Raw genomic sequence first — 19,163 nt, 5'->3', positions numbered from 1 at the left:
GGGGCGAGTCCTGCGGGTGGGGATCAGCCCTTGGCGGGCGGTGTGGCGGCTTCCGGCAGCGGCGGCCGCGGCGACTGCGCGTACTCGCGCATCACTTCGGCCACGGTCAGGAAGGATCCGAAAACCACGATTCTATCATCGCCCCCCACGCGCTCCCGGGTCGCCCGCCAGGCCTCGACCGGCGACGCAAAGCAATCGACCGAGCCCGAAATGCCGCGTTCCGCGATCATCGCTGCGATATCCGAGGCCGGCGTACCGCGCGGGCCGCCCAGATCGCACAGCATCCAGTGGTCGATGCGTCCCTTCAGGCGGTCGAGCACGCCGGCGATGTCCTTGTCGCGCAGCATCCCCATCACCGCCCAGGTTTCCGGGTAGAAACCCATGCTGGACAGGTTCTCGTTCAGCACCGACGCGGCGTGCGGGTTGTGCGCGACGTCGAAGATGACCGCCGGACGTCCCGGCATGACCTGAAAGCGACCGGGCAGTTCGACGGTCGCCAGGCCGAGGCGAATGTCGCCGACCGTGACCGGCAGCCGGTCCGACATCGAATCGAGCGCGGTGATGACGGCCGACGCGTTCAGCAACTGGTTGGCGCCGCGCAGCGCCGGATAGCCCAGACCGCCGCGCTTGACCAGACGGTCGGGATCACGCCGCCAGTAGCCCCATTGCTGACGGTCACCGCCAAAACCGAAGTCACGGCCGGAAATCTTCAGCACTGCGCCGATGGATTCGGCGTAGTCGATCACGGTCTGTGGCGGCACCGGGTCGCCGACGATGGCCGGGCGACCGGCGCGGAAGATGCCCGCCTTTTCGCGGCCGATCAGTTCGCGCGTGTCGCCCAGGTATTCCATGTGGTCCAGATCGACGCTGGTGACGATGGCGCAGTCGGCGTCGAAGGCATTGACCGCGTCCAGTCGGCCGCCGAGACCGACTTCCATCACGATGGCGTCGAGATTGGCGCGCTCGAACACCTGCCAGGCGCCCAGCGTGCCGAACTCGAAATAGGTCAGCGCGATGTCGCCACGCGCGCGTTCGACTTCGGCGAAACCCTGGCACAGCGCTTCGTCACTGGCGGGCTCGCCGTTGATGCGCACACGTTCGTTGTAAGCCAGCAGGTGCGGCGAGGTGTAGGTGCCGACGCGGTAGCCGGCGCAACGCAGGATGCGCTCCAGCATGGCGCAGGTCGAACCCTTGCCATTGGTGCCACCGACGATGAACACCGGCACCGTCTGCACCACGCCGAGCGCCTTCTTGACGCTGAGCACGCGATCCAGTCCGAGCTGGATCACCTTCGGGTGCAGGCTTTCGAGATGCTGCAGCCACTCGGGCAGGGTCGAATACATGAATGGGCTGGGCAGGCCGGAATCTGGGCGGACGCGGATATTAGGCGAAGCCGGCTCAGCTCGCCAGCGCCGGCATGCGCTGCAGCGCCGCCAGCAGCCCGGCGATGCGGTCCGGCATCTCGCGGCGATCGACGATCATGTCGACAGCGCCCTTCTCCAGCAGAAACTCGGCGCGCTGGAAACCTTCCGGCAGCTTCTCGCGCACCGTCTGCTCGATCACGCGCGGGCCGGCGAAGCCGATCAGTGCGCCCGGCTCGGCGATCACCACGTCGCCCATGAAGGCGAAGCTGGCGGACACACCGCCCATGGTCGGATCGGTCAGCACGGAAATGAAGGGCAGGCGGTTCTGCGACAGCTGGGTCAGCGCAGCCGTGGTCTTGGCCATCTGCATCAGCGAGAACAGGCCTTCCTGCATCCGTGCGCCGCCGCTGGCGGCGATGCAGATGAAGGGCAGGCGCTGTTCGACCGCCAGACGCACGCCACGGACGAAGCGCTCGCCAACGACCGAACCCATCGATCCGCCGAGGAATTCGAACTCGAAACACGCCACGACCACCGGCACAGTCTTGATGGCGCCCTGCATGACGACCAGTGCGTCACCTTCGCCGGTATCGTCGGCCGCGGCGTTCAGGCGGTCCGCGTAGCGCTTGCTGTCGCGGAACTTGAGCGGATCGACCGGCATCACCTCGTTGCCGATCTCGAACCGTCCCTCACGATCGAGCAGGCCGTCGAGACGTGCCCGCGCGCGCATGCGCGAGTGGTGGTTGCACTTCGGGCAGACGTTCTGGTTGGCTGCCAGGTCGGCGGTGTAGAGCACGGCCTCACAGGCGGGGCATTTCGACCACAGGCCCTCCGGCACCGACTTGCGACCGGCGGCCTCACTGCGGTTGATCTTCGGGGGGAGAAGTTTCTGCAACCAGCTCATGCCGTGACCTCCTGGCTGTCCATCGCCTGACGGATGCTGCCGACCAGCGCCTTGACGCGCGGCAGCACCTGGTCTGCCGGGCTGCCTTCGATTTCCTCGATGATGCGGCTGCCGATGACGACACCGTCCGCCACCGCGGACAGGGCCTTCGCCGACGCACCGTCACGGATGCCGAAGCCGACGCCGACCGGCATGCCGACCGACTTGCGGATGGCCGGGATGCGCTTGGCCACCTCGCTCACGTCGATATGTCCGGCGCCGGTCACGCCCTTCAGCGATACGTAATAGATGTAGCCGCTGCCGATCTCGCCCACCGCCTGGATGCGCTTCTCGGTCGAGGTCGGCGCAACCAGGAAGATCACGTCCAGACCCAGCGCACGTATCTTGGCGGCAAAATCGTGCGACTCCTCCGGCGGATAGTCGACCACCAGCACGCCGTCTGCACCCGCTTTCGCGGCTGCCTCGGCAAACGCATCCACACCCATCGCCTCGATCGGGTTCGCATAACCCATCAGCACCACCGGCGTGCTCGCATTGGTCGTACGGAACTCGGCCACCGCGGCGATCACGTTGCGCAGCGACACCTTCTTCAGCAGCGCGCGCTCGGACGAGCGCTGGATGGTCGGGCCGTCGGCCATCGGGTCGGAGAACGGAACGCCGAGCTCGATGATGTCGGCGCCGGCATCGACCAGCGTGTGCATCAGCGGCACGGTCAGCGAAGGATCGGGATCACCCGCGGTGATGAAGGGAATCAGCGCCTTGCGGCCGGCCGATTCGAGTGCGGACAGGGTGGAAGCGATTCGGGACATGTATTGAAACCGCCGGCCGGACCGCTTGCGCGCCCCGACCGGCAACAGGTTGATCGGGAGCGCGTCAGAACTTGATGCCGGATTTCTCGGCCACGGTGTGCATGTCCTTGTCGCCACGACCGGACAGGTTCACCAGGAGGGCGGCGTCCTTCGGCATCGTGGCAGCAAGCTTCATCGCGTAGGCGATCGCGTGCGACGACTCCAGCGCCGGAATGATGCCTTCGGTGCGGCACATGCGGTGGAAGGCTTCGAGCGCCTCGTCGTCGTTGATCGTCACGTACTCGGCACGGCCGGTGTCCTTCAGCCATGCGTGCTCGGGGCCCACACCGGGGTAATCCAGACCGGCCGACACCGAGTGCGTTTCGATGATCTGGCCGTTCTCGTCCTGCAGCAGATAGGTGCGGTTGCCGTGCAGCACGCCCGGACGACCTGCGGTGAGCGAGGCCGAGTGCTGGCCGCTGGCCAGACCGTGGCCGCCCGCCTCCACGCCGATCAGGCGCACGTCCGGGTAGGGAATGTAGGGGTAGAAGATGCCCATCGCGTTGGAGCCACCGCCGACGCAGGCGATCACGGCGTCCGGCTGGCGCTGGATCATTTCCGGCATCTGCCACAGGCACTCTTCGCCGATGATCTTCTGGAAGTCGCGCACCATCATCGGGTAGGGATGCGGGCCGGCGACCGTGCCGATGATGTAGAAGGTGTTGGCGACGTTGGTGACCCAGTCGCGCATCGCCTCGTTCAGCGCGTCCTTCAGCGTCTTGGAGCCGCATTCGACCGGCACCACGGTGGCACCCAGCAGCTTCATGCGGTAGACGTTGGCGGCCTGACGCTTCACGTCCTCGCTGCCCATGTAGACCACGCACTCCATGCCCAGGCGGGCAGCGATGGTCGCGGTGGCGACGCCGTGCTGACCGGCACCGGTCTCGGCGATCACACGCGGCTTGCCCATGTGCTTGGCCACCATGGCCTGGCCGATCACGTTGTTGATCTTGTGTGCGCCGGTGTGATTCAGGTCTTCGCGCTTGAGGTAGATCTGCGCGCCGCCGCAGTGATCGGACAGGCGGCGGGCGTGGTAGACCGGGCTCGGGCGGCCGACGTAGTGCTTCAGCTCGTATTCGTACTCGGCGCGGAAGGCCGGATCGTCCTTGAGCTTGTCGTACTCGACACGCAGTTCGTCGAGCGCGGCAATCAGGGTTTCGGCGACGAACACGCCACCGTAAGGACCGAAATGACCCAGAGCGTCCGGATAGTTGTAGGCCGAGGCAGATACCTCAGCCGGCAGATCTTGCTTCCCCATGCTCCACTCCTGATATGAACGCCGCCACTCTGGCCACGTCCTTGATGCCTTTGGCCGATTCCACGCCACTGCTCACATCGACCGCCGACGGTCGGATGTTGCGGACCGCCTCGGCCACGTTGTCCGGATCGAGACCGCCGGACAGGATGAGGGGCATCGGCAGCGACGGCGGGATAAGGCTCCAGTCGAAGCGCTTTCCCGAACCACCCCATGCGTCCGACCAGGCGTCGAGCAACAACGCCCGCGCGCCGCGGAAACGATCTGCGCATTCTAGCAAATCCGTTTCCGGCCTCACCCGGACCGCTTTGATCCAGGGCAGGCCGAAGCGTTCGCAGTATTCGGCAGTTTCGTCGCCATGAAACTGCAGCAGATCGAGTGCGGCCTCGCGCGCCGCCTGCTCGACCGTGGCCGCGTCCTCATTGACGAACAGGCCCACGCGGGTGACGAAGGGCGGCACACGGCGCGCCAGTTCGGCCGCCCGCGCGACGGTGACCGCGCGTGGGCTCGGCGGGTAGAGCACGAAGCCGACGGCGTCCACGCCCAGCGCGAGCGCGCCGTCCAGATCGGCTTCACGGGTGAAACCGCACACCTTGATGCGAGTCCTGCGCACGTTGATTTCCCGTTTATTCAGTCAGACGGGCCGACCGGCGGCAGGCGGAAGAGGCCCTCTGCCGGCAGACCCCAGTGCGCATCGTAGCCGACACCGACCAGATAGAGGCCGGCGGCGGCAAAGGTTGGCGCGGCCAGCCGGCGGTCGCGCTGTGCCAGCAATGAAGGCATCCAGTCCGGTTCGCGCCGGGCGCAGCCGATCTCGACCAGCGCACCGACGATGTTGCGCACCATGTGATGGAGGAAGGCATTGGCGCTCAGATCGAAAGTGATCCAGTCACCGCGGCGCCGGACATCGAGTGCAGTCATCGTGCGCACCGGGCTCTTCGCCTGGCATTCGGACGAGCGGAAAGCGGAAAAGTCGTGCTCCCCAAGCAGCGCGGCAGCGGCCTCAGCCATGCGCGCCGCGTCCAGCGGGCGGTGGAACCAGCCGGCCAGCGAGGCGGCGATCGCCGGCCGCACCGGGTTGTTGTAGAGACAGTAGCGGTAGCTGCGTGCATGCGCCGAAAAACGCGCGTTGAAATCGTCGGCCACCGGCTGCGCCCATCGCACCGCGACGCCCTTTGGCAGCAGCGCGTTGCAGCCGCGCACCCACGCCGTTTCCGGCCGCTCGACGGCGGCATCGAAATGCACGACCTGGGCCGTCGCGTGGACGCCGGTATCGGTGCGACCGGAGGCCTGCACGCGCACCGGGTGGGCGGCGATGGCACCGAGTGCCGCTTCCAGCGCGTCCTGCACGGTCGGCCCGACCGGCTGCGACTGCCAGCCACGAAAGCCGGCGCCGTCGTACTCGACCCCGAGTGCAATCCTCATCGGCTCACCCCAGCTTCACCCAGGTGACGCATACGGCGAGCGCCAGCGCAATCGCCAGCACGTCGGCAGCACGCAGCGGCGCACAGGGCTCGACCGGCAGCGGCGCCCGTTCGGCCTCCGGCGGACGCAGCCAGCTGCGCCACGCGCCGCGCGCCGGCGGCTGTTCCAGGTCGCGCAGCACCAGTTGCAGGCGCAGCGCAAAGGTATCCGGTCCCGGGCGTTCGGACGACAGCGGGTGCAGCAGCCGGTGCATCGCACCGGCCAGTTGCGGCAGCGTCATGCGGTCGAGCAGCACGGCCACGCAGGCGGCCATCGCCGCGAGATGCAGCGCGGCATGCGCAGCGGCGCGAAGACCTTCGATGGTCGGCCCCGCGGTGAAGTCGTCGATCAGCAGACGCCCGGGCGTGCCGAGCGAAAAGGTGACGGCAATGGCGAGGAACAGCCAGCGCAGGCGACGAAGCAAGTGCAGCGCACGGCGCGGCGCGAGCAGGCTCGCCGCCAGCAGGCTGCACGCCACCCAGATCCCGTGACGGGACGATGCGGCGCCTTGCCCGGCCAGCAGCCACACCAGCCAGATGGCGAGCAGCGTGGCACCGTGCAGCGACAGGAATTTCGCCGCCGGAACGCGCAGCGGCATCGGGGGCCTTTGCATGGACACCGTCGATGAAGAGAGGGCGCCGAGCATACCGCGCCCGGCGGCGGCTGCGCATCAGCGTCAGCGGCGCCGCACGTGCATCAAACGAAAAAGCCGGCACGAGGCCGGCTTTCCGCGACGAAAGGCCGGCGGAACGCAGCGCGTCCCGGCCCGGCCATCCGGATCAGGCGAGGCGGCCGAGCATGTCGTTGGCCTGCGCCTGCTGTTCGGCCGTGCCTTCGCGCACGACCTCCTGCAGCAATTCGCGCGCACCTTCCTTGTCACCCATCTCTTCATAGGCGCGCGCCAGTTCGAGCTTGGTTTCGGCTTCCTCGGCCGCGGTCTGCGGCGGCTCCTCGCCACCCAGCATGTCTTCCGGATTGATCACCGTCGACACCGCAGACGGCGGCAGTTCGTCGGCCGGCGGCGCCGCTTCGGCCAGGGCCTTGCCGACATCGCCCACCACGTCGGTCGCGAGCGTGGACGGGTCGGAGCCGAGGTCGAGATTGATGTCCGACAGGTCGATCACCGGCTCGGCAGGCTGAGCCGGGACCGGCGCGTCGGCCGCGTCGAAGTTGAAATCGATCAGGTTGCCGATGTCGGTACGTTCGAGATCGACCACCGCTGCAGCGTCCTCACTCCCTTCTGCCGCCGGATCGCTCGGCAGGGACAGATCGAGATCGAAGGCGGGTGCGTCCTGCTGGGCCAGCGTCTCTGCGGTGTCGGCGACGTTCTTCTCCAGCACCAGCGTGCTGACGTCCTCGCCTTCCGGCTTGTCCGCAGTGAAGTCGAGACCAAGATCGAAGTCCAGCGACGATTCGCCTTCGGATTCCTCGCCCGGCTTGGTCAGCGTGGTCGCCACCCCGACGGTCGGCGACTGCGGTGCAGCCTCCGCCGGCGGCACGTCGAGATCGAAGTCGAGACCGGCATCGGCCGGCGATGCCGGCACATCGACATCGAGATCGGTCAGCACTGGCGGCGCATCCAGCGCCACGGTTGCCTGATTGTCGTCCGGTGCATCGCCCGAAACCAGCTGGCCGATGTCGCCCGGCAGCGTCCAGGTATCGCGCATCTTGTCGGCACCGGCGACCACCACCGTTGCGGCCATCGCCGCCTGTGCGTCGCTGTCAGGCTCGGCTTCCGGCGAACCGCCATAGAGCGGATTCGTCGGATCGACCGCGCGACCCATCTGCGCGGCCTTTTCCCAGTCGGCGCCTTTGCCGCCGGTCTGCGCATACAGCTCGGTGGCCAGCGTTTCGAACTGCTTCACCGACTTGCGCTGCGCGTAGATCTCGAGCAGCTTCAGATGAATGGCGTGCCGGCTGGGCTCGCTCTTCAATGCTTCGAGCAGAATTTCCTCGGCCTGGGCGTCGCGGCCATAGGCCATGTAAACGTCCGCCTCGGCAACCGGATCAACACCCTCGTCGGCATCGATCGACGACAGCGAGGACTGGCTGAAGTCGGTCTGGATCGAACTGGCACTGGTATCGACGCTCTGGCCACCGCCGGTCGCACCGATGATGGAGGTCGATACCGGCACTGCTTCCATGCCAGCCGTGGTCGACGGCGGCGCCACATCGGGCGCGGGCGCCTTCGCCTTGTACTTGCGGTAGCCGAGGTAGCCGAGCAGCAGTACGAGGATGCCACCCAGGCCGGCGAGCGTACCCGGATCGGACAGCAGCCCGGGCTCCTCGATCGCTGCTTCGGGTTCTTCGTCGGTCGCCGCCGGCGGTGCGGCCGGCGCTTCCTTCGGCGCCTCGGCAGCGGGGGCCGGGGTCGGAGCAGGCTCGGCCTTTGGCGCCTCGGCGGCGGGCTTCTCGTCCGCCAGCGCGATCAGGTCGGGAACCGGCTTGTCCTCCGCCTTCTCTGCGGGCGCTTCCGGCTTCTTGCTGTCGGCGCCGGCAATCAGGTCGGGCACCGGCTTCTCTTCGGCCTTGGGTGCCGGCGCAGGTGCGGGCGCCGGCGCAGGTGCGGGAGCGGCTGCAGGCGGCGTCGCCGCCTTCTGCTGCGCTTCGGCCATCGGCGTGCTCTTGAGCTCGACCAGCTTCTGCAGTTCGCGAACGTTGCGCTCGAGGTCGGCCAGACGACTGTTGGCGTCCTTCAGCGCACGATCCTTGGCGACCACTTCCTCTTCGAGCGCGCTGATCTTGCCGGACTCGGCAGCCGACTTCGACACCCTCACCTGATCGGAGGCGGCAGCGGCGGCCGGCGCCTTGTCTTCGACACGCGCCTCGATCTTGCCGCCGGAACTGCGGCCACCGGCATCGGCGGCCGACGACGGGGTCGCGACGCTGCCCGCCAGGCGGGCGCGGTAGGCGGCGAAATCGGCGGTCTGGGCGGCGACGATGCTACGCGCCTCCTGCGGCGACACGGCTTCGGCGGCCGACTGATCGGGAATGCTGAGGACGCGGCCCGCGCGCAGACGGTTCATGTTGCCGCCGTCGAACGCGTCCGGATTGGCGCGCACCAGCGCAACCAGCATCTGGTCGAGACTGACGCCGGACGGCGCGTTCTCGGTGGCGATACGGCGCAGCGTGTCGCCGCGGCGCACTTCATACGTGCCGTCCGCCGCCGGTGCGCGGGTCGGTGCAGCGGCCGGCGCAGCAGCAACGGCCCTCGAGGCGCTGCTGCCCGGTACGGCCACCGGTTCGACCGGCGCCGGGCGCGGCATGTCGGCTGGATCAAGCAGGAAGGTGTATTCGCGGACGAGTCGACCGGACGCCCAGTTCAACTCGATCAGCATGTCGAGATAGGGCTCGTTGACCACGCGGTCGCTGGTCACCACCAGCACCGGGCGGCCGCCGCGCTTGTCGACGGCGATCCTGACACCGGTGAGGCTGGACGCGAACTCGACGCCGGCCTGCTTGAAGGCGCTCGGCGAGGCGAGTTTGGCGGACATCGAGGAAAGTTCGTCTGCGTTGGCGGCGAGTTCGACTTCGGCGCGCAGCGGCTGGCCGATTGCAGACTGGACGGTGAGTTTGCCGAGACCGGCTGCCCCGACGGACAGCGGCAACGCCGACAGCAGCGCGGTCAGCAGGCGGATCGAATGTTTTTTATCGCTATGACGCACCGCGTTTTCCTCGCGCGCTAAAACCCAAATCTCAAAATAACATCATGGTCTTAGCCCTGCAAGCTAAACAGTCGCTTTATGTTGCGAAACTGTCTGTTACGACACGCTGCTTGCGGTGAAGCAGCGTGTCGGGTGCTACGTCAGGCTTCGACCAGGATACGCAGCATGCGGCGCAGCGGTTCCGCCGCCCCCCACAGCAGCTGGTCGCCGCAGGTGAAGGCACCGAGATAGTCCGGCCCCATGTTGAGCTTGCGCACGCGACCGACCGGAATGGTCAGCGAACCACTGACCGCTGCCGGCGTCAGGTCGCGCATGCTGTCCTCGCGATGGTTGGGCACGAACTTCACCCAGGCGTTGGCTTCGCGGATCATGCTTTCGATCTCGTCCAACGGCACATCGCGCTTCAACTTGATGGTTAGCGCCTGCGAATGGCAGCGCATCGCGCCAACCCGGACACAGATGCCATCAATCGGCGTGAGATCGGCACCGCTGCGACCAAGAATCTTGTTGGTTTCGGCCTGACCCTTCCACTCTTCCTTGCTCTGCCCGCCGTCCAGTTCCTTGTCGATGTAGGGGATCAGCGAGCCGGCCAGCGGCACCCCGAACTGGGCCTTCGGGAAATCGGCGCTGCGCAGGCTGTCGGTGACTGCGCGGTCGATGTCGAGGATGGCCGACGCGTTGTCCTTCAGCATCGGTGCGGCCACGCTGTGCAGCGTGCCCATCTGGCTCAGCAGTTCGCGCATGTTCTGCGCACCGGCGCCCGACGCCGCCTGATAGGTCATGGCGCTCATCCACTCGACCAGACCGGCCGAGAACAGCGCGCCGACGCCCATCAGCATCAGACTGACCGTGCAGTTGCCGCCGATGTAGTCCTTCACGCCACGCGCCAGACCGTCCTTGATCACGCCCATGTTGACCGGGTCGAGAATGATGATGGCGTCGTCCTTCATGCGCAGCGCGGAGGCGGCGTCGATCCAGTAGCCCTTCCAGCCGGCGGCACGCAGCTTTGGATACACCTCGTTGGTGTAGTCGCCGCCCTGGCAGGTGATGATGGCGTCCATCTTCGCCAGCTGGGCGACGTCGGTCGCATCCAGCAGCGGCGCACTGCCCTGCCCCACGTCCGGGCCGGCGGCGCCGACGCTGGACGTCGTGAAGAACACTGGTTCGACCAGTGCGAAATCGTTTTCCTCGCGCATGCGCTGCATGAGCACCGAGCCCACCATGCCGCGCCAACCCACCATACCGAGCTTCAACATGTCCGTTTCCTTGTCCGTCTGTTACAGGGCCGCGAGTACCGCGTCGCCCATCTGCTTCGTTCCGACCCGGGTCGTGCCCGGTTCGAAGATGTCGCCGGTGCGGTAGCCCTGGGCCAGCACCTTGCGTACCGCGTTCTCGATGCGCACGGCCGACGCTTCATCGCCGAAGCTGTAGCGCAGCATCATCGCCGCCGACAGGATGGTGGCCAGCGGATTGGCCACGCCCTTGCCCGCGATGTCCGGCGCCGAACCGTGACTGGGCTCGTACAGGCCCTTGTTGTTCGCGTCCAGCGAAGCCGACGGCAGCATGCCGATGGAACCGGTGAGCATCGAGGCCTCGTCCGACAGGATGTCACCGAACATGTTGCCGGTCACCACGACGTCGAACTGCTTGGGCGCCTTCACCAGCTGCATCGCCGCGTTGTCGACCAGCATGTGACTCAGTTCGACGTCCGGATAGTCCTTCGCCATGTCCGTGATGACCTCGCGCCACAGCTGGGTGCACTCCAGCACGTTCATCTTGTCGACCGAGCACAGACGCTTCGAACGCTTGCGCGCAGCCTCGAAGGCAACCCGGCCGATGCGGCGGATCTCTTCTTCAGCGTAGATCATGGTGTTCCAGCCCACTCGCTGCTCGCCCCACGGCGTGTCGCGCACTTCGATGCCGCGCGGCTGGCCGAAATAGATGTCGCCGGTCAGTTCGCGCACGATCAGGATGTCGAGGCCGGACACGATTTCCGGCTTCAGCGACGAGGCGTTGGCCAGTTCCGGATACAGGATGGCCGGACGCAGATTGGCGAACACGCCCAGTTCGGCGCGGATGCGCAGCAGGCCTCGCTCAGGGCGCTGCTCGCGAGGCAGCGTGTCCCACTTCGGGCCGCCGACCGCGCCAAGCAGGATGGCGTCGGCTTCGCGCGCCAGCTTCGAAGTCGCTTCCGGATAGGGGTCGCCGGTCGCGTCCACCGCGCCGCCGCCAAGCAGCGCGTGCTCGAACTCGATCTTCAGGCCGTCACTGCGCAGCGCCTCCAGCACACGCAGCGCTTCGGCGGTGATTTCGGGACCGATGCCGTCGCCGGCGAGAACACAGACTTTCACGGATTGCTCCAGTAGGGGTCAGGCAAACAGCCAGGGCTGTTCGATGCGACGACGCGCTTCGAACTCGCGGATCTTGTCGGCCTGACGCAGGGTCAGGCCGATGTCGTCGAAACCGTTGATCAGGCAGTACTTGCGGAAGGCATCGACGTCGAACTTGATGGCGTGGCCATCCGGGCGCACCACCACCTGCTTCTCCAGGTCGATGTGCAGGCGGTAGCCCGGCGTGCCAGCGCACTGCAGGAACAGCTGTTCGACTTCCTTCTCCGGCAGGCGGATGGGCAGCAGGCCGTTCTTGAAGCAGTTGCTGTAGAAGATGTCGGCAAAGGTGGTGCCGATGATGGCGCGAAAGCCGTAGTCCTCGATCGCCCACGGCGCGTGCTCGCGCGACGAGCCGCAGCCGAAGTTCTCGCGCACCAGCAGCACGCTGGCGCCCTGGAAGCGCGGCTGGTTCAGCACGAAGTCCGGGTTCAGCGGACGCTTCGAGTGGTCCTGACCCGGCTGGCCGACGTCGAGATAGCGCCATTCGTCGAACAGCGTCGGGCCAAAGCCCGAACGCTTGATCGACTTCAGGTACTGCTTCGGAATGATGGCGTCGGTATCGACGTTGGCGCGGTCCAGCGGCGCGACCAGGCCGTCAAGGGTGGTGAATGCTTTCATGACTGTCCTTGTTTCGCCGCTTACTTCGCGGACTTCTCGATGGCCTCGCCACCCTTCTTGATGTCCTTGCCGATGCCTTCGACGGTGTTGCAGCCGGCCAGCATCAGGGTCATCGCGCTCAGGATCACGGCAATCAGCTTCATGTTCTGCTTTTCCTCGATCAGACAGTCATTCAGACAATTTCACGGACATCGGCGAAACGACCGGCGATCGCCGCAGCCGCCGCCATCTGCGGACTGACCAGATGGGTGCGCCCGCCAGCACCCTGGCGACCTTCGAAATTGCGATTCGAGGTCGACGCGCAACGCTCGCCCGGCTCCAGCCGGTCGGCATTCATCGCCAGGCACATCGAACAGCCGGGCTCGCGCCACTCGAAACCGGCCGCCTTGAACACCTTGTCGAGCCCTTCGGCTTCGGCCTGCGCCTTGACCAGACCGGAACCCGGCACCACCAACGCCAGCTTCACGTTGTCGGCAACGCGGCGCCCCTCGACCACGCGGGCCGCGGCACGCAGGTCCTCGATGCGCGAATTGGTACAGGAGCCGATGAACACCTTGTCGATGCGGATCTGGTCGATCGGCGTACGCGGCGTGAGACCCATGTACTGCAGCGCGCGGGCCACGCCCTCGCGCTTGACCGGGTCGGCGAAATCTTCCGGCGCCGGCACCTGGCCGCGCACGTCGGTCACCATCTCCGGCGATGTGCCCCAGGTCACCTGCGGCAGGATCTTTCGGGCGTCGATGTCGACCACGCGGTCGAACTGCGCGCCCTCGTCAGATTTCAGCGTGCGCCAGTACTCGACCGCGCGATCCCACTGTTCGGCGCGTGGCGAGAACGGCCGGCCGCGCAGATACTCGATGGTGGTGTCGTCGACCGCCACCATGCCGGCGCGGGCACCGCCCTCGATCGCCATATTGCACAGCGTCATGCGGCCTTCCATCGACAGGCCGCGGATGGCCGAACCACCGAACTCGATCGCGTAGCCGGTACCACCGGCCGTGCCGATAACGCCGATGAAGTAGAGCGCGATGTCCTTGGCGCTGACGCCCTTGCCCAGTTCGCCTTCGACGCGGATGAGCATGGACTTCGACTTCTTCTGCAGCAGGCACTGCGTCGCCATGACGTGCTCGACTTCCGACGTGCCGATGCCGTGTGCCAGGCAGCCAAAGGCGCCGTGGGTCGAGGTATGCGAATCGCCGCAGACCACGGTCATGCCGGGCAGCGTGGCGCCGTTCTCAGGGCCGATCACATGCACGATGCCCTGGCGCTTGTCGCGGAAGGGAAAATAGGCCAAGGCGCCGAAGGCGCGGATATTGTCGTCCAGCGTCTCGACCTGGGCACGCGAGGTCGGATCGGCGATGCCCTGCTCCGAGCGGTCGGTCGGCACGTTGTGGTCGGCGGTGGCGACGATGGAGTCGACGCGCCAGGGCTTGCGGTTGGCCAGTCGCAGACCTTCGAAGGCCTGCGGGCTGGTGACTTCATGCACCAGGTGACGGTCGATGTAGAGCAGTGCGGTACCGTCATCCTCGGTATGCACCACGTGACTGGACCACAGCTTGTCGTAAAGCGTTTGCGCCATTGCAACGATTCCGGCTGATCAGCGAAACCGGGGATTATAACCTTGCGGCGCAGCATCCAGCCGGCAGCGATCAGCCGCTCCTGACCACTTCACCCGGTGGCCACATGCGCGCCAGCAGCAGACATCCGGCCAGCGCGAACACCGAACTGAGCACAAAGGCCCAGCCGCCGCCGAGCGGCGCCCACATCCAGCCGCTGATCAGCCCGCCAACCATGCCGCCAGCGCCGAAGGACACGCTGCCGTAGAGCGCCTGCGCCCGGCCCTGCTGGCGGGCGTCGAACCACTGGTTCAGCGCAGCCACCGAACTGGCGTGAAAGGCGCCGAAGGTCAGACCGTGGAGCAGTTGGGCCGCCAGCAGCCAGGGAAGAGAATCGACCAGCCAACCTATCATCGCAAAGCGCAGGACCGCCGCAGCCAGCGCCGCCAGGAGCATGGCGCGCAACGTGAAGCGGCGCATCAGCGAGGGCATCCACAGGAAAACGGCGATCTCGGCCAGTACGCCCAGGGTCCACAGAGCGCCGATCAGGCTCTTGCTGTAGCCATGCTCATCCAGGTGGATCGAGTAGAAGACGTACAGCGCACCGTGCGCGCAGCTCATGAAGAAGGCGGCGCCGAACAGGCCCGCCACCGGGCGGCGACGCAGGATGTCGCGCAGGCCCTCGGTGGCGCGCGGACGGTCGGCGTGTTCCGGCGCCTCAGGCAGGCTGAAGGCGAACAGGCAGATGCCGCCCAGTATCAGGCTGCAGGCCCACAGCACGGCACGCAGGCCGGTGCGGTCCAGCATCTCGCCCAGCGCAAGCACGGTGATGACGAAACCGATCGAGCCCCATACCCGGATGGCGCCGTAGCGGGCCACCTTCGATTTGAGGTGCTCCAGCGTCAGCGCCTCGACCAGCGGCAGCGACGCGCTCCAGAAGAAGGACATGAGCGCCATCGCGATGAACACACCGATGAACTGCTCGGTGCTGAAGAAGATGAGGAAACCTGCCAGGCTGGCCGCGCCTGCACCGCGGATGATGGGCGTGCGCGCGCCGATGCGGTCCGCCAGCCAGCCCCACATGCCGGGCGCGACGATGCGCATCACCTGCATCAGCGACATGACAACGGCAATGTCGGCGGCGGAAAAGCCGATCGAGGACAGGTAGAGCCCGAAGTACGGGGAGAACGCGCCGACGAACGCGAAATAGAAGAGGTAGTAGGCGGACAGTCGCCAGTAGGGGAGCGGCATCGCGCGAAGTGTACCGCAGCCGGCAGCGCGGCCGGCGGCGATTCAGCGCGTGCCGTGGCGCAGCTGTATCACCCCTTCGCCGACGCGCTGCGCGATCAGTTCGGACTGTATGCCCTCGCTGTAGCTGACGATGTCGTAGCCGGCGTAACCGCCGGCGCGCGCCAGCTGTTCCGCTCGACGGCGGAACACCATGCGCGCCTCACCCTCGCCGCCCGGCCGCGTGCGCATCTTCTTCATGCCGAGGTAGTAGGTGTCCTCGGACAGCTGTGCTTCCTCAATGGTCCAGTTCGGCGCCATCGGATCGAGCACGACGTAGGCGAGATAGGCAGCGCCAGCAAAATAGATGAGCTTTTCCGGCGTCGTCGTGTAGCCCGGCGTCAAGCGCAGCTTGGTATCCGGAATGACGGAACTGGTCGCACTTGGCAACGAGCGATCGAGCGACGAACAGGCCGCCGCCAGCGTGGCGGCAAGCAAGACTGCGGACAGGCGTGCCGTCATGATCAGGCTCCGATGAAGTTGAACAGCGACAGGCCGGACACCTTCAGGAAGGACTGCTGGGCCGCCTGCAGATAAGCCTGCTGCTGCGTCAGCTTGCTCAGCGCCTCAGTGTAGTTAAGGTCGCGCAGCGTGGACAGCGAGGACTCGAACTGCAGATTCACCTCTTCGCCCAGCGAATCGAGCGCCGCCAGCTCGGAGCTGCGAGCGCCGATGCGCGCTCGCGTGGTCAGCAGGTTGTCGGTCGACCGATCGATGTTGGAAATCGCCGAACCGATCGCATTGCTCACCTTGGCCAGCGCGTTCGCGTCACCGGAGGCCGGCTGTTCGAGCGCAAGAATCACGTCGCCGATGGTTTCGAACACGCTCTGCGACGTGCTGATCTGCATCGATACGCGATCGCCGTCGGCGGGGGCGCCGGTCATCGAGAAACGGGCACCGAAGTTGAAGGGCGGCTCGGAGCCGCCGTTCGAGCGCAGGTTGATCACGTCGCCCGGCAGGAAGGTACGCGGCAGCGGCGCGCCGCCGGGCGCGGCACCGGTCAGCAGCGAATTGCCGCTCGCGTTGTCGATGATGTCGTAAGTGGTCACGCCGCCGGACACCGCGAATACGACCTCGAAGTCGCCCGAGTTGGCCGGATCGTTCCACGCGCTCATGTCGGTGACACTGCCGGCATCGAGCACGGCGGTGCCACGGTTCGCCGGGTCCGGCGTCAGCGAGAAGTTGCCGTTGCCCGAGGGCACGCGCATGAACACGTTGGCGCCGGAATCGCTGATCGCCAGGCGGCGATTGCTGCCCACCTGTGCTTCGCGCTGACCGTCGTCGCCAGCGTAGCTCACACCGGCCTCGACACTGCCGGAGAAGGGCTGGGTCGTACTCTTGTAGCCGCTGAACAGATAGTCGCCGAACGCATCGCGCGAATTCGCGATACCCATCATTTCGGAGAACATCGCGCGGATGTCGGTGGCAATCGCCTTGCGGTCGGAATCGGCCAGCGTCGCGCTGCGCGACTGGATGAGTCGCTCGCGGATGGTTGCCAGGATGTCGCCAGCGGTGGCGATCTGCGATTCGGCGAAACCGAGCGCGCTGCTGGCGTCGCGACGGTTCACCGCGAACTGGTCGTTCATCGACTTCGATTGCTCGACTTCGAGCGCCCGCGCGGACGCCACCGGATCGTCGGATGGCGCCAGCACGCGGCGGCCGGTGGACAACTGCTGCTGCAACCTGAACAGGTCGCCGCTCTGACGCACGAGGCCGGAGGTACCGGTTTCGTAGATGGTGTTGGTGGAAACGCGCATTACAACTCTCCTCAGCCGCCCAGTTGCAGCACGGTGTCGAACAGCCGACTGGCGATCTCAATCATCTTGCCGGACGCCTGGTATGCCTGTTGATAACGGAGCAGATTGGCCGCTTCTTCATCGAGATTGACGCCCGACAGCGACTGCTGCGACTCGGTGACACGCGACAGCAGCACGTCCTGTGCCTTCTGGTTCACCTGGATTTCGCGTGCCTGCGAACCGATCTCGGCAACCATCTGCGCGTAGGCACCCTGGAAGCCGGTGGTTCCGCCGGCCAGCGTGTCCGCGTCCTGCAGCGCGGCCAGCGCCAGCAGGTTGCGGTTGTCGCCCTGACCGCTGGCATTGGCCTGTATGGTGAAGGTGTCACCGTCGCGCGGAATCCCCGACAGCTGGAAGGTGAAGCCGCCCTGGCCGGCGAAGGTGAAGCTTGCGCCGGCGGAATCGGTGGCCGGGTTGTAGGCGATGGTGCCGCCCGGCCCGCCGGTCACGTTGAACACATTGGTCGCGGCGTCGAAGGTCAGCGTGATCGGGCCGCCCAGCGGCAGGCCGGTGGTCGAGGTAACGGTACCCGCACTGATTGCGCCCGTGCCGGCGTTGGTCAGGCTGGCCGCGGTGCTGATCGGCATCGCCACTGCCAGCATGCGCGGGTCGGACAGCACGGTCCGGATGTCGGATGCGCCATTGCGCGTCGGCTGGATCAGGAAGCTGTCGCCGGCGGCCAGGGTAGTGGCGCCCGAATCCAGCGTGAAGCCCTGCGGGCTGCCGGCAGGCGGCAGACCGCCCAGCGTCGCCGCAGTCCAGCTCACGTTGTCGGACAGGCGGGTGAGCGTGTAGTTGGCGCCGTCGTAGCGCAGGCGATAGTCGCTGGTGGTCAGTTCAGACGAGTCGTTGATCGTCACGTTGACCTGAGCCGCCGCGACTGTGTCGTTGGTGCTCGCCGGCAGCGCGCTGCCCGACAGCGTATTGAAGAAGGCTGTTCCCAGCGCCCCGTTCAGGTCCTGGCCGAGCAGGTGTTGCGCGTTGAACTGCTCCGCCATGCCGATGGCGACGCGGCCGAGTGCGTTCTGCGCCTCGTCCAGCGTTTCGCGGCGGAAGGCCAGCAGGCCACCGAGCTTGCCGCCGCTGAGCGAGGACTCCTGCATGCGCAGCACGGTGCCGCCGGGCGCCGTGTAGGTGACTTCGGTGCGGCTGGCGTCCTCGACCGACGGTCCGGCGGTCAGCAGGAAGGCGCTGCCACCGACGACGACGGGCTGACCGTTGCCGATGAAAAGATTGATCGAGCCATCGCTCTGCTGCAGCTGGGTCACCCGAACCAGGTCGTTCAGCTGGCTGATCAGCCGCTCGCGCATGTCGAGCATGTCGTTGGCCAGACGGGTCGGACCAGTGCTCGCCTCCGCCACGGCAATCTGGTTGTTGTAGCGGGCGATCTGCGTCGCGAGCTGATTGATTTCCTCGACGGTGCCCGAGATTTCGCCATTGAGACCGGTACGGACCTCGTCCAGCCGCAGATCGAGCGCGTTGAAGCGTGCGGTCATGGCCTGTGCCGCCGAAATCACCGACTGCCGGGCGGCGAGCGAGGTGGGCGAGGCCGTCACGCTCTGCAGCGCATCGAAGAAGCCTGACATCGCCGGCGACATGCCCGCGTCGGCGTCGGCAAGCAGGTTGTCGAGGGCACCGATCTGGTCGGCGTAGGCGTTGTACTCGGCGCTCTGCGTACGCGCCTCCATCACCTGGGCCGTCAGGAACTGGCTGTAGATGCGGCGCACGGTTTCGATCCGGGCGCCCTGGCCGAAGAAGCCGGCGCCGGTCTGCTGTGGATCGTTGGTGCCGAAGATGACTTCCTGCCGGGTGTAACCGGTGGTCGCCGCATTCGAAATGTTGTGACCGGTCGTGACCAGTGCGGCCTGCGCCGCATTCAGTCCGGAGATGCCGATGCTGTAGAGCTGCGTTCCCATGATGTGCCGTCTCGTCAGAGTGCTTGGGACACGTCAAAGCAAAAGCTTTGCCAGCTCCGTTTTATGGGCGTCACACTGGACTGGAACAATGTCGGGGATG

General features: G+C 66.5%; 17 protein-coding genes. All 17 read right to left on the bottom strand.

The annotated features are described in order from the left end of the window. Positions 1-23 precede the first annotated feature (23 nt). The 17 genes from folC to flgK all read right to left on the bottom strand — a co-directional run bounded on the left by folC (position 24) and on the right by flgK (position 19,063). Positions 24-1,343, bottom strand: coding sequence for a bifunctional tetrahydrofolate synthase/dihydrofolate synthase (gene folC / locus IV112_RS06905; protein ID WP_304002179.1), 1,320 nt, complete (start codon positions 1,341-1,343; stop codon positions 24-26). Positions 1,344-1,398: 55 nt separating this feature from the next. Further along, a complete protein-coding gene (accD, locus tag IV112_RS06900; protein WP_019917332.1) occupies positions 1,399-2,268 on the bottom strand; it encodes an acetyl-CoA carboxylase, carboxyltransferase subunit beta in 870 nt (289 codons plus the stop codon). Continuing rightward, a complete protein-coding gene (gene trpA, locus IV112_RS06895) occupies positions 2,265-3,077 on the bottom strand; it encodes a tryptophan synthase subunit alpha (RefSeq protein ID WP_304002176.1) in 813 nt (270 codons plus the stop codon). The genes accD and trpA overlap by 4 nt, the downstream gene beginning before the upstream one ends. A 64-nt stretch (positions 3,078-3,141) precedes the next feature. Then, the gene (gene trpB / locus IV112_RS06890; protein WP_020165432.1) at positions 3,142-4,374 is read right to left on the bottom strand and encodes a tryptophan synthase subunit beta; all 1,233 of its coding nucleotides are present in this window, start codon (positions 4,372-4,374) and stop codon (positions 3,142-3,144) included. Then, positions 4,349-4,963, bottom strand: a complete 615-nt coding sequence (locus IV112_RS06885) for a phosphoribosylanthranilate isomerase (protein WP_304002782.1) — start codon at positions 4,961-4,963, stop codon at positions 4,349-4,351. The genes trpB and IV112_RS06885 overlap by 26 nt, the downstream gene beginning before the upstream one ends. Before the next feature lie 38 nt (positions 4,964-5,001). Further along, positions 5,002-5,796: a tRNA pseudouridine(38-40) synthase TruA gene (truA, locus tag IV112_RS06880; RefSeq protein WP_304002173.1), complete on the bottom strand. Its 795-nt coding sequence runs from the start codon at positions 5,794-5,796 to the stop codon at positions 5,002-5,004. A gap of 4 nt (positions 5,797-5,800) precedes the next feature. Further along, the gene (locus IV112_RS06875; RefSeq protein WP_304002172.1) at positions 5,801-6,433 is read right to left on the bottom strand and encodes a hypothetical protein; all 633 of its coding nucleotides are present in this window, start codon (positions 6,431-6,433) and stop codon (positions 5,801-5,803) included. A 181-nt stretch (positions 6,434-6,614) separates the two neighbouring features. Beyond that, positions 6,615-9,500 (bottom strand): FimV/HubP family polar landmark protein, encoded by a 2,886-nt coding sequence (locus tag IV112_RS06870; protein WP_304002171.1) that lies wholly within the window; start codon positions 9,498-9,500, stop codon positions 6,615-6,617. 140 nt (positions 9,501-9,640) lie between these two features. After that, positions 9,641-10,756 (bottom strand): aspartate-semialdehyde dehydrogenase, encoded by a 1,116-nt coding sequence (gene asd / locus IV112_RS06865; protein ID WP_304002169.1) that lies wholly within the window; start codon positions 10,754-10,756, stop codon positions 9,641-9,643. Positions 10,757-10,777: 21 nt separating this feature from the next. Beyond that, entirely contained in the window at positions 10,778-11,851 is a 1,074-nt protein-coding gene (gene leuB, locus IV112_RS06860) for a 3-isopropylmalate dehydrogenase (protein WP_304002168.1), read from the bottom strand. An 18-nt stretch (positions 11,852-11,869) separates the two neighbouring features. Further along, entirely contained in the window at positions 11,870-12,508 is a 639-nt protein-coding gene (leuD, locus tag IV112_RS06855; protein ID WP_304002166.1) for a 3-isopropylmalate dehydratase small subunit, read from the bottom strand. Positions 12,509-12,528: 20 nt separating this feature from the next. Next, a complete protein-coding gene (locus IV112_RS06850) occupies positions 12,529-12,651 on the bottom strand; it encodes an entericidin A/B family lipoprotein (RefSeq protein ID WP_019917319.1) in 123 nt (40 codons plus the stop codon). 29 nt (positions 12,652-12,680) lie between these two features. Further along, positions 12,681-14,087, bottom strand: coding sequence for a 3-isopropylmalate dehydratase large subunit (gene leuC, locus IV112_RS06845; RefSeq protein ID WP_304002163.1), 1,407 nt, complete (start codon positions 14,085-14,087; stop codon positions 12,681-12,683). 70 nt (positions 14,088-14,157) lie between these two features. Further along, positions 14,158-15,315, bottom strand: coding sequence for an MFS transporter (locus IV112_RS06840; RefSeq protein WP_304002162.1), 1,158 nt, complete (start codon positions 15,313-15,315; stop codon positions 14,158-14,160). Between the two features lie 42 nt (positions 15,316-15,357). Beyond that, complete coding sequence (locus tag IV112_RS06835) at positions 15,358-15,813, bottom strand: hypothetical protein (protein ID WP_304002161.1); 456 nt, start codon at positions 15,811-15,813, stop codon at positions 15,358-15,360. 2 nt (positions 15,814-15,815) lie between these two features. Beyond that, positions 15,816-17,108, bottom strand: coding sequence for a flagellar hook-associated protein FlgL (gene flgL / locus IV112_RS06830; protein ID WP_304002159.1), 1,293 nt, complete (start codon positions 17,106-17,108; stop codon positions 15,816-15,818). Positions 17,109-17,119: 11 nt separating this feature from the next. Next, the gene (flgK, locus tag IV112_RS06825; RefSeq protein ID WP_304002158.1) at positions 17,120-19,063 is read right to left on the bottom strand and encodes a flagellar hook-associated protein FlgK; all 1,944 of its coding nucleotides are present in this window, start codon (positions 19,061-19,063) and stop codon (positions 17,120-17,122) included. Positions 19,064-19,163: the final 100 nt, after the last annotated feature.

The organism is Methyloversatilis discipulorum (assembly GCF_018780585.1).
Classification (GTDB): domain Bacteria; phylum Pseudomonadota; class Gammaproteobacteria; order Burkholderiales; family Rhodocyclaceae; genus Methyloversatilis; species Methyloversatilis discipulorum_B.
This window is presented reverse-complemented; position numbering and strand designations above follow the sequence as displayed.